General features: G+C 58.8%; 11 protein-coding genes. 1 reads left to right on the forward strand and 10 read right to left on the reverse strand.

Annotation, left to right across the window (positions count from 1 at the left end):
* Positions 1 to 409 precede the first annotated feature (409 nt).
* The 10 genes from GBM95_RS09660 to GBM95_RS09705 all read right to left on the reverse strand — a co-directional run bounded on the left by GBM95_RS09660 (position 410) and on the right by GBM95_RS09705 (position 9,739).
* The gene (locus tag GBM95_RS09660; protein ID WP_152158904.1) at positions 410 to 1,099 is read right to left on the reverse strand and encodes an aldo/keto reductase; all 690 of its coding nucleotides are present in this window, start codon (positions 1,097 to 1,099) and stop codon (positions 410 to 412) included.
* A gap of 21 nt (positions 1,100 to 1,120) precedes the next feature.
* The gene (locus GBM95_RS09665) at positions 1,121 to 1,780 is read right to left on the reverse strand and encodes a TetR/AcrR family transcriptional regulator (protein WP_152158905.1); all 660 of its coding nucleotides are present in this window, start codon (positions 1,778 to 1,780) and stop codon (positions 1,121 to 1,123) included.
* 21 nt (positions 1,781 to 1,801) lie between these two features.
* On the reverse strand, positions 1,802 to 2,917 hold the full coding sequence (locus tag GBM95_RS09670; RefSeq protein ID WP_152158906.1) for an ABC transporter permease: 1,116 nt from the start codon (positions 2,915 to 2,917) through the stop codon (positions 1,802 to 1,804).
* Positions 2,914 to 4,092, reverse strand: coding sequence for an ABC transporter permease (locus tag GBM95_RS09675; protein ID WP_152158907.1), 1,179 nt, complete (start codon positions 4,090 to 4,092; stop codon positions 2,914 to 2,916). Before GBM95_RS09675 ends, GBM95_RS09670 begins: the two co-directional genes overlap by 4 nt.
* Entirely contained in the window at positions 4,089 to 5,912 is a 1,824-nt protein-coding gene (locus GBM95_RS09680; RefSeq protein WP_152158908.1) for an ATP-binding cassette domain-containing protein, read from the reverse strand. Before GBM95_RS09680 ends, GBM95_RS09675 begins: the two co-directional genes overlap by 4 nt.
* Positions 5,909 to 6,706: an HlyD family efflux transporter periplasmic adaptor subunit gene (locus GBM95_RS09685; protein ID WP_152158909.1), complete on the reverse strand. Its 798-nt coding sequence runs from the start codon at positions 6,704 to 6,706 to the stop codon at positions 5,909 to 5,911. Before GBM95_RS09685 ends, GBM95_RS09680 begins: the two co-directional genes overlap by 4 nt.
* 9 nt (positions 6,707 to 6,715) lie before the next feature.
* Complete coding sequence (locus tag GBM95_RS09690; protein ID WP_152158910.1) at positions 6,716 to 6,904, reverse strand: hypothetical protein; 189 nt, start codon at positions 6,902 to 6,904, stop codon at positions 6,716 to 6,718.
* Between the two features lie 125 nt (positions 6,905 to 7,029).
* Complete coding sequence (locus GBM95_RS09695) at positions 7,030 to 8,334, reverse strand: pyridoxal phosphate-dependent aminotransferase (protein ID WP_152158911.1); 1,305 nt, start codon at positions 8,332 to 8,334, stop codon at positions 7,030 to 7,032.
* A 458-nt stretch (positions 8,335 to 8,792) separates the two neighbouring features.
* A complete protein-coding gene (locus GBM95_RS09700; protein WP_152158912.1) occupies positions 8,793 to 9,569 on the reverse strand; it encodes a LysR substrate-binding domain-containing protein in 777 nt (258 codons plus the stop codon).
* Positions 9,566 to 9,739, reverse strand: a complete 174-nt coding sequence (locus GBM95_RS09705) for a helix-turn-helix domain-containing protein (RefSeq protein ID WP_193222651.1) — start codon at positions 9,737 to 9,739, stop codon at positions 9,566 to 9,568. Before GBM95_RS09705 ends, GBM95_RS09700 begins: the two co-directional genes overlap by 4 nt.
* Before the next feature lie 184 nt (positions 9,740 to 9,923).
* On the opposite strand from GBM95_RS09705, the gene GBM95_RS12360 reads away from it, so the two are divergent.
* Entirely contained in the window at positions 9,924 to 10,070 is a 147-nt protein-coding gene (locus tag GBM95_RS12360) for a hypothetical protein (RefSeq protein WP_193222652.1), read from the forward strand.
* Positions 10,071 to 10,157 lie beyond the last annotated feature (87 nt).

A 10,157-nucleotide genomic window follows, 5' to 3' on the forward strand; every position in this document is an offset into this window, starting at 1 on the left:
TTCAAAACAATGATTTATCTCGTTGCAGGTAATCTGGATTTCAGCAGATGGACTCAGGCTTTAAAGTGTGGTTACCCACACTAAACGTCATAGAGCCATTTAAACACCCAGACTTGAGCGACCCGCTCCCTGAATTTTTCAAGCGGCCTCCTTTTGAACTACCCCGGACTCAACTCTCCTTCATATCACATCACGTTCTCTCTTTCTGACCAACAATCTCCCACGCCGCGTCATGCCGCCACTACCGCCTACCAGGCATCACCCTCGCTTCCGCTATCCCCAACTGCAAATATAGACATAGGAAACAATACAGGCAGCTGAGATCAATTCAACCGGCATCCCCATCATTCATCTCCCGGGCAGACCGCCGCGATCTCCCGGGAGTGTTCACCTCTGCTGAAGCCCCTGCTTATTCAGCAACGCGCTTCGCGAGCTCTGCCGGATACCGGTCGCCCGCCACCGGCGTAGCGTCAAGGAGCTCGCGGATGTGCGCGAGTTCGTCCGAGCTGAATTCCACCCGGAGCGCGCCCAGGTTTTCCTTGAGGCGCTCAAGCCGCGTCGTCCCCGGGATCGGCGCGATGAAGTCGCCCTGCGCGAGCACCCAGGCAAGCGCGATCTGTGCGGGCGTCGCGTTTTTCGCGCGCGCAAGTTCCTGAACCTCTGCAACGAGCTTCATGTTGGCATGCAGGTTCTCCCCCTGAAGTCTCGGGATGATATGGCGGCAATCATCGTTCCCGAATTTCGCGTCGGCAGTGATCGCGCCCGTGAGGAAGCCTTTGCCGAGCGGACTGAAAGGAACGAACCCGATGTTTTCTGCCTTGAGAAGCGGCAGGATCTTCGCTTCCGGATCGCGGAACATCATGGAGTATTCGCTCTGGAGCGCCGTCAATTTCGTGACGGCCTGCGCGCGGGCAATGGTCTTCGGACCCGCCTCGGAGAGGCCCCAGCCGCGGATCTTCCCTTCCCGGATGAATTCGCCCATGAGTTCAGCGACCTCTTCCACCGGAACCTTCGGATCCACGCGGTGGAGATAGTAGAGGTCAATCACATCGGTTCTCAAATCGGGGCGGCTCGAGGATGAAAGCAGCGGCCGCCCCATGTTCAACCATCGGAGGGAAGTCTAGGAAAGACGAGGCTTCTCCTCTTGACGAACACTCTTCGATTCTTGCTCATTTCTTTCTGAGGTCGAATTTCCGCCGCTCCCGAATATCAGATCCAGATAGGCCTTGAAGACCCGGCGGAATTCCAGAGGCCTTGAGTCGCCGAGGAGCGTCTGCCAGAGGACGCCCTGGATGATCGGAGCCGCAATCAGAAAGGGATACTCCCGGATGATGACGGGAAAATCCTTTTTTGCAGTCATGTGCGTGAAGAACCCTTCATCGCCGAAAGCCGGGATAAGGAATTTCTCAAAGAAGGGACGCGTGAGCTGAGGTCGATGAAGGCCTTCCGACCAGATCACCCGGAGAATCCGCGACATGCGCCCGCGCCCGTTTTCGCTGAGGATGGGCTCAAACACCTCCTCGATGCGCTCCCGGGTGCTCATCGGGACGGAGTCATTCAGAGTGCGCTCGAGATTCCCCTGAATGAGGTCGCCCAATTCATCGGCCAACCCCATGAGGAGCGCTTCCTTGCTCTCGAAATAGTTGTACACCGTGCCTTTGGCGACGCCTGCTTTTTTCGCGATGTCCTCAATGCGTGCTGAGGCAAATCCCTTCGCCTCGAATTCCTCAATGGTCGCGTCGAGGATGGCGCGCTTCTTCTCTTCTGTCTGTGTTCTCATCTCTATTTTCCTCAGGGCACTCTATTGAATCTTATTCCGGAAGAGCCACGCTGCGAGCGAGAGCGAGATGAACGCAGCCAGGGCCGCGGGCCAGAAGAACTCGACCGTCTCCATGAGGCCGGAACCTTCGAAATAGATCATCCGGAGCGCAATGATCGCGCTTCGAAGAGGGTTCAGATTTGAAAGAAGCTGCATCCACTGCGGCATGGCGAGGACAGACGTGAAGAGCCCCGAAAAGATGATGGTGGGCATCATGACGAAGATCACAATGACAATCGCCTCCTGAATGGTGTCGGCAACTGCGGAGATCGCGAGCCCCAAACCCACGAAGGAGAGCGCAAAGCCGAATACGAGAAGCCCTAGCGCGAGCGGCGATCCCGCAAAGGGAAGCTCGAACCAGAAGACGCCGACAAGGAAAATCAAAAAAGCCTGCAGGCACGCAATGATGGTCGGTACGACGGCCTTCCCGATCAGGATTTCAACGGAGGTCGCGGGCGTCATCAGCATCATGTCGAACGTCCCGTCCTCGCGCTCGCGCGCCACCGTGAGGCCGGCAAGAAGGAGCACCTGAATGAGCGACAGCGCAAGAATAAGAGCCGGCATGATGGCGTAGCGCGTGATGCCGTTTTCATTGAAGCGCTGCCGATCGAGAATCGTGACCGCCTGCGCTCCGCCCCTTTCCTGATTGAGCCGGGATGCAATCGATGCCGCGTAGCCCGCGGCGATCCCTGCCGTGGTCGAATTTCTCGCATCGAGCGCCACATAGGCTTCGCCGTTCTTCGAGAAATCCCTCGGGATCCAAATGCCGAGCAGCGCTCTGGAGTTGTCGATCGCTTCAGTAAATTCAGCCTGCGAGCGGGCGACGGTCTGGAGCTCAAACCCGGGTGCCCGGTCGATCCGCTGGACGAATTCGGTCGCAAGACTCCCGCCCGATTCATTGAGAAGCACCCAGGGCACGCGGTCGAGATTGAAGGTTGCGCCGTAGCCGAAGATCACCGACTGAAGGATCACCGGGACGATGAGGACGATTCGCGCGCCTTTGTCGCGAAGGGTTGCGATGAGCTCCTTTTCCACGAGCGCCGCAATCCGGTTGAGGGAAGCACGCAGGCGTTCGATCGCATTATGAAGAAAGGTCATGATGCATCCTCCTTCAGTTCAATCTTCGCCGGGCGCTTCCCGAGGAGCTTCAGCGTAAGCATCAGGAAAAGGACCGCCGAGAGCGCCACCACGAGCGCGTTCATCGCAAGCTCGGATTCATTCCCGCCCGAGAGGAAGCAGATCTTGAGGGACTGAAGCGCATAGGAGGGCGGAAAGAGCCGTCCGATCCATTCAATCCACTCGGGGACGCTTCTCAGGTCGAAGAGAAAGCCCAAAAGCATCATGGTCGGGAGAAAGCTCGCCATGATGGAGATTTCGGTCGCGAGGAACTGGCTCTTTACCTTCGCGGAAATGAATAGCCCGAGCGCCGCAGCGGCAGTTGAATAGAGAAATGCCGTCGCGAGAAGCCAGAAGATGCTCCCCCGGAGCGGCACCTCGAAGAGTCCGATCGCCATGAAGAGACAGAGAAAGAACCCGAGAAGCGCAATTCCGGCGCAGGGGATGAGTTTGGAGAGGAGTATTTCGAGGGACGATGCGGGCGTTGCAAAGAGCGCATGGAGCGTTCTGCGCTCGCATTCGCGCGCAATCACGAGGCTTCCGAGGAAGGAAGCGGAAACCGAAGTCACGATGATGAGAATTCCGGGTACGAGATACCAGGTTGAGTTTGCCGCCTCGTTGAACCAGAGCCGGCTCGTGAGCTGAACGGGCGTTTCCGCTGAAGAACTATCCCTCAGGGGGCTCGCGAGCCTTGGATCAGCGAGAGCCGTGCCGAGAACGCCCTCCGCATAGGAGCGCACCATCTGAGCCGTATTGCTGTCGACGCCGTAAAGCGTGAGGCCGATGGCTGCGTCTCCCTTTTCCACGCTCCTCGCGAACCCCGAATCAATCCGGACGACCGCTTCCGTCTCGCGCTTCGAGGATCTCGCTTCCGTTTTTCGAGGCGACTCGCTCCTGATTCCGGAGAGATAGGCATTCGCCTCAAAGCGCCTCGCGACGGCAAGAGCCGCCGGCGTGGATTCCTCGAACACGATGTCCGCGGGCACGTTCCGGATGTCCATCGAGATCCCGAAACCGTAGAGAAAGAGCATCAGAAGGGGCAGCCCCAGCCCGATCACGAGGTACGAGGGATCCCGGAGAATAAGCCGGCATTCCTTGACGAGAAGCGCCCTGAAGCGCGCGAACCGAAAGCGCAGAAGTCCATGAAGTTCGCTCATGCGGCACCTCCTTTCTCCCGTTCAAGACGCTTCTTTTCCACGATTTCGATGAAGGCCGATTCGATCGATGCGCCTTCAGCCTTTTCCTTCCCGTAAGCCGCTTCGCGGATTTCCGACGGACTCCCGATCGCGATGATCTTCCCCGCGTCCTGAATGAGAAACCTGTCGCAGTATTCGGCCTCTTCCATGAAGTGGGTCGTGACGACGACGGCCGCTCCCTTTGCCGCAAACCGCACGATCCTGCGCCAGAGGGCGCGCCGCTGCGCGATATCGGCTCCGGACGTCGCTTCGTCGAGAAAGATGATTTTCGGGTTGTGGATGAAGCCGCAGGCAATCGAGAGATCTTTCTGGGCACCGAGCGAGAGGGAGCCCGCCGGGAAATCCGCCTTCTCCACGAGCCTGAAGTCGTGCAGGAGCTCTTCGATTCTTGCATCAAGCGCCTTCCCCGAAAGCCCGAAGCTTCTTCCGAAAAAGCGCAGGTTCTCGCGGGCGGTGAGCTTCGCGTAGAGCGAAAACTTCTGCGCAACGTAGCCGACGAGCGACCTTGCAAGGGACTTCGCGGATTTGAGATTCGCGCCTGCAATTTCGATTTCGCCCTCTGATGCGGGAAGAAGGCTCGCGAGCATTCTGAAGGTCGTCGTCTTCCCCGCGCCGTTGGGGCCGAGAATCCCGAAGATTTCTCCCGGCATGACGTCGAAGGTCGTGTCGTCGACGGCTACGAAATTCCCGAAGAGACGCCGGATGCCGCGCGCGATGACAAGGGGCTTCGGGGCTTCCATGGATTCAATCGCCGAGAGCCCGCCGGACTCATGAGGCCGAGCGCTTGCGGCATGGGCCTCCGAATCCTCCCCTGGGGCATCCCTAAATGTCAGAAGCGCATAGGCATCCTCGAGCCGGGGCGGCCGCGGCGAGAGTCTTCCCGGGTCGATGTCGTTCGGAAATTCGGGGCTCCGCCCGTTTTGAAGCAGCAGGTCCATTCTGCCTTCCCGCGGAACGGCATCGAGCCAGGGCGAGGAAGCGTCTGATGCCGCAGCCATCAGCATGAAGCGGCGCTTGATGCGCTCGCTCTCCTCCGGGCTGAGCCCCTCGAGCGCATAAGCGAAGGTTCTTCCCCGGGCTGCTTCCTTGAGGGTCTGAGGGCTTCCCCGGGCAATGATTCCACCTTCTTCAAGCAGAATCACGCTGTCGGCAGCTTCCGCTTCCTCGAGATAGGCGGTTGAAAAGAGAACCGCCATGTCATGGGCCTTCCGGCGTTCCTTCAGAACATTCCAAAGCTCGCGCCGCGACAAGGGGTCGACGCCCACCGTCGGTTCGTCGAGAAGCAGCAGATCGGGCGAGGCGAGTAATGCACCCGCAAGCGCGAGCTTCTGCTTCATGCCGCCCGAAAGCTTCCCCGCCGGGCGCTCCATGAAGGGCCCGAGCCCCGTGAGGACAAGAAGTTCGCGGATTTTCTCAGCCGCTTCCGCCGGCGGGATCCCGCGGAGCTCTGCCTGAAGCTCCATATTTTCGCGGCAGCTTAGTTCCCGATAGAGGCCGAGCGACTGCGGCATGTAGGCAATGCGCTTCAAAAGCCCCGGGTCGTCGGGATCGGGGTGCGCCCCGAGGGAGCGCACCGTTCCCGCGTCCGCGGCTTCGAGCCCGCAGAGAATTTTGAGAAGCGTCGACTTCCCTGCCCCGTCCGGGCCGATCAGGGCCGTGAGGCGCTCTTCGGGCGCAGTTTCCAGGGTTATGCCCTTCAAGGCTTCAACCCGCTTGCCGCCAGCCCCCTGGTAGACCTTCCTCACGCTCTGAAGGGAAACGGCCGGAATGCGTGCGGTCATTTTGATGCCTCAGAAGCAAACTCGACCGTCGCCGGCTGCCCGAGCTTCAGGATGTTTTCCGGGTCATCCACGATGAGGCGGACTTCATAGACGAGCGCTGTGCGGAGTTCCGCCGTCTGAACGGTCTTCGGCGTAAATTCCGCCTGACTCGAAACCGATCCCACCTTTGCTTCGATCGGCGGCATCGTGTCCGTGATGACGGTCGCTTTGCCGCCCGGGCGCACCATGCCGAGCTGCGCTTCCGTCACATAGGCCCGCACCCATTTAGGCGAAATGATAGAGATTTCGTAAACCGTACGGCTTGAGCTCGTCATGTCGCCGGGTTCTGCGAGCCGACTTCTGACGATGCCTTCAACCGGCGAAATGATGCGGCTTGCCTTTTCAATCCGGTAGAGAAGCTCGTCAACGTTCGTCTTCGAGGAATCCACCTGCGCGGATGCCGCCTGAATCTCATCGGGACGGTTTCCGGAAGCGACGCGCCGGGCTTCCGCCGCGGCCGATGCATGCTGGGCTTCGAGAGACTTTCTCGTCCACTCGGCCTGATCAAGCTTCTCCTTTGAAGAAGCTTTCAAGGCGTAAAGCGCCTTCTCGCGTTTTTCCTCAATCTGCGCAAGCGTCAGGGATTTGAGCGCAGCATCGGCATTGGCCTCAGCCTTCTCGATGTCTTCCTTGCGGAATCCGTCGCGGGAGAGCCGGTACTGGGCTTCGAGGTACCTCAATTCCGCTTCGGCGCGTTCCTTCTGAATGCCGAGGAGTTCGGTGTCGAGTTCCCCGAGAAGCTCGCCCTTTTCCACCCGGTCGCCTTATTCCTTAAGAAGCGTCCTGATCCGGCCCGAGGCCTCAAAGGCGAGATTTACTTCCCGCACGTCGACGCTCTCCCAGGCCTGATTGGGCTGCGGGAGGCTCTTCTTCTGCCACTCTCCAAGACCCCAGACGGCGCCTCCGGCAATGCCGAGAACAGCGGCAAATCCAAGAACGGTTTTGATTTTCATGCGAGCCTCTAAATTGAACTGACTGGTCAGTTCAATTATAGGCTGCATAACAAAAACAAAAAGCCGCGGACCGAATCTTTACATTTCGGCTTCCGCGGCTTTTTGGGTGTCAGGAAAGTGTCGGATTACTTCTTCGACGCCTTCTTTGCCTCTTCAGCGGCCTGAGCTTCAGGAGCAGCGGCTCCGTCCTCGGGAATCACCTTTTTGCCTGGATGACGGCGGCGGTAGTCCGCGAGGAACTTGGCGATGCGGTTGATCGCGTCGCGAAGCTCCCATTCATAGGGAAGGAAGACCATGCGGAAGTGGTCGGGCTTGGGCCAGTTGAAGCCCGTGCCCTGAACGAGCACGACGTTCGTGGCTTCAAGAAGCTCCTTAAAGAACTCGCGGTCGTCCTCGATGGGATAGACGTCCGGGTCGAGCCTCGGGAACATGTAGAGAGAAGCCGTCGGACGAACGACGGAAACGCCCGGAATGGCGGAAAGCATTTCGTACGCGATGTCGCGCTGACGGCGCAGACGCCCGCCCTCGCCCACGAGGTCGTTGATGGACTGGTAGCCGCCGAGAGCCGTCTGAATCGCCCACTGACCCGGCACATTCGCGCAGAGCTTCATGTTGGCGAGCATGTTGAGGCCGTCGATGAAGTCCTTCGCGCCGCTCTTGTCGCCCGAGATCACCATCCAGCCCGCGCGGTAGCCGCAGGCGCGGTAGGCCTTCGAGAGGGAATTGAAGGTGAGCGTGAGGACGTCGTGCGAGAGCGCCGCCATCGAGGTGTGCTTGATGCCGTCGTAGAGAATCTTGTCGTAGACCTCGTCAGCAAGAATAACGAGGCCGTTTTCGCGCGCCACCTGAATGATGTCGAGGAGCACCGAATTCGGATAGAGAACGCCCGTCGGGTTGTTGGGGTTGATCACCACAATGCCCTTCGTACGGGGCGTCACCTTGGCGCGGATGTCCTCAATGCTCGGAATCCACCCCTTCGATTCGTCGCAGAGGTAGTGAACGGGCTTAGCGCCCGCAAGGCTCGTCACGGCCGTCCAGAGCGGATAGTCGGGAGTCGGAACGAGAAGTTCGTCGCCTTCGTCAAGGAGGGCGTTGGTCGCGAGCGCAATCAGGTCGGAAGCGCCGTTCCCGAGATAGATGTCGTCGATCGTGACGCCCTCGATCTGCTTATCCTGCGTGTAGTGCATCACGGCCTTGCGCGCCGCAAAGATGCCCTTGCTGTCGGAGTAGCCGGCCGAATTCGGAAGGTTGTAGATCATGTCGCGCATGACCTCTTCGGGCGGATCAAAGCCGAAAACCGCAAGATTGCCGATATTAAGCTTGATGAGACGGCGGCCTTCTGCCTCCATCTGCTTAGCCTTGTCCATGATCGGACCACGTATGTCGTAGAGGACATGCTCAAGCTTTGAGGACTTTTTGATTTCTTTCATTTCAAACCACGTCTCTTCGTTTGTTTTTTGTGCACCGGCGAGAGCCCTCAGGCGTCCCAATTCAGGCGGGGCGCGTGAAGAAAATCTGCTGCATCGGAACAGGATACCCCCAACGGGTGAATCAATTCACGCCGAATGCCTGTCAACACAGTGCCGGGAGGGTATTCCTCATTCCTGATTTTCCCTGATGAGCCTTGAGGCCGTCTGAGAAGCTGCGGGATAAGAGGAAGCTTCCTGATCCTTCAGACTTCTGCACCAGAATCCAATCGGAAAGGCGAGTGTATACCGATTGCCGCAAAATCTGCGGACCTCCGCGCGTCAGTCTCGGCATTTCCGAATAAGCCGTTAAGGCAAATCCACTCTCAGCGTCGTCGGAAGTTGGCGGCATGATGCATCCAGGCGTTTCGAAGCTCCTGGAAAGAGAAATCCCGGGGGAAGTTGCGGCAGCGTCATCACGACTACTGCTGACAGGGTGGCTCTTCGGCGTCGCTCTCTCCGGCATGCATAGCAAACATTGAGCGCAGCCACTGCATCGGAATGCTCTTGTCGCTCCGTTCGTGCCAGATGAGGCGCGTGAAGTTTTCCGCGTACTCGCCTTCGTAGGGAATCGCTGTGAGGCCCGGGACCTGGCGCGCGAAAAACCGGGCCGTCCTGGTGGGCATGAGCAAGGTGTATTCCGTGCCTTTGAGGAAATACGGTGCGCCGAGAAAATACGGCAGCTCAATGAAGGTTTGGCTCGATTTCAATTCCGGGAGCGAGATGTCGAAAACCGGCCCGCGGCTCGAATCCTGAAGCTTGATCAGAATCCTCGGATACATCCGGATCGATTCGATGGTGAGAGCTTCGCCCGCGGCGTAGCGGGCAGCGAGCGGGTGATTGCTGTCGACGAGGAGAGAGCGGGAGACCCGAAAGAGGTTGATTGCGAAGAAATGCGCCGGGAGCTCCGGGTGATTGAGCGTCGGATAGAGGAGAAAATCAAGTCCTCCTTCAGCAAGCCGTTGAAATTGTCTGCCGTCCAGAGGCTGGAGCCGAAAGCTGAGGCCCGGTGCTTTTTCACTCACCGCCCGGATGACGGGAGGAAGAAGACTCACGAGCGCATTGTCTGCCGCTCCGATCGTAATCGTGCCTTTGAGTTTTTCCGGCGAAAAATGCTTCTGAAACTCAAGCTCCTCCATGCGTTCGAGAAGCTCCCTCACCACAGGCATCATGCGCTTCGTCGTATCCGTCGGCGTCAATCCGCGCCAGACGCGGATGAAGAGCGGGTCGTCGAATCCTCCTGCATTTTCTTGAGCATCCGGCTCGCTGAGGCAACGGTTAGCCCGAGATGCTCAGCCGCCTCCGAGAGCGATCCGGTTGAAACAATCTCCGAGAGGAGCGCGAGATGAGTGAGCCTGAGGTCGAGCATGGGATCTGCCTCTTTCATGCGTTGCGGAATCTGCAAAAGACTTGTTGCATCATTCTACGAAAATACGATTGAAAGTCCGCATTGGCGGCCCTGAAGGTGCTCTCTAGACTTTGATCCCGTCAATGAGCGGCGCTCGGAAATGCGCTCACTTCATTGAAAACTCAACCAAAAAAAGGATTGGATCATGCAGAACATCACGCTCGGCCGCCGCTCGCTCTTTTTCGGTGCTGTCGCCGCAGCCGTCGGCAGCGCCCTCCCCGTCACGGCAGCCCGCGCTTCCGGCGGCTCTTCGGGTCCCCACGTCACCTTCGCCACGCAGGGCCACTCCTGAAGCCCAGCTCGAGCTTCGCCGCCGCTGCATTGTTTACTTCCGTGATGGAGTAAAGCGCGCCGAAATTGCACGCAGACTCGGATTGAG

The organism is Sutterella seckii (assembly GCF_009183815.1).
Lineage (GTDB): Bacteria > Pseudomonadota > Gammaproteobacteria > Burkholderiales > Burkholderiaceae_F > Sutterella > Sutterella seckii.

Bases quoted from the DNA above. Each gene is read 5' to 3' on its own strand.
- GBM95_RS09660 (WP_152158904.1), bottom strand. From the start codon at position 1,099: ATGGGGCGGCCGCTGCTTTCATCCTCGAGCCGCCCCGATTTGAGAACC.
- GBM95_RS09665 (WP_152158905.1), bottom strand. From the start codon at position 1,780: ATGAGAACACAGACAGAAGAGAAGAAGCGCGCCATCCTCGACGCGACC.
- GBM95_RS09670 (WP_152158906.1), bottom strand. From the start codon at position 2,917: ATGACCTTTCTTCATAATGCGATCGAACGCCTGCGTGCTTCCCTCAAC.
- GBM95_RS09675 (WP_152158907.1), bottom strand. From the start codon at position 4,092: ATGAGCGAACTTCATGGACTTCTGCGCTTTCGGTTCGCGCGCTTCAGG.
- GBM95_RS09680 (WP_152158908.1), bottom strand. From the start codon at position 5,912: ATGACCGCACGCATTCCGGCCGTTTCCCTTCAGAGCGTGAGGAAGGTC.
- GBM95_RS09690 (WP_152158910.1), bottom strand. From the start codon at position 6,904: ATGAAAATCAAAACCGTTCTTGGATTTGCCGCTGTTCTCGGCATTGCC.
- GBM95_RS09695 (WP_152158911.1), bottom strand. From the start codon at position 8,334: ATGAAAGAAATCAAAAAGTCCTCAAAGCTTGAGCATGTCCTCTACGAC.
- GBM95_RS09705 (WP_193222651.1), bottom strand. From the start codon at position 9,739: ATGCTCGACCTCAGGCTCACTCATCTCGCGCTCCTCTCGGAGATTGTT.
- GBM95_RS12360 (WP_193222652.1), top strand. From the start codon at position 9,924: ATGCAGAACATCACGCTCGGCCGCCGCTCGCTCTTTTTCGGTGCTGTC.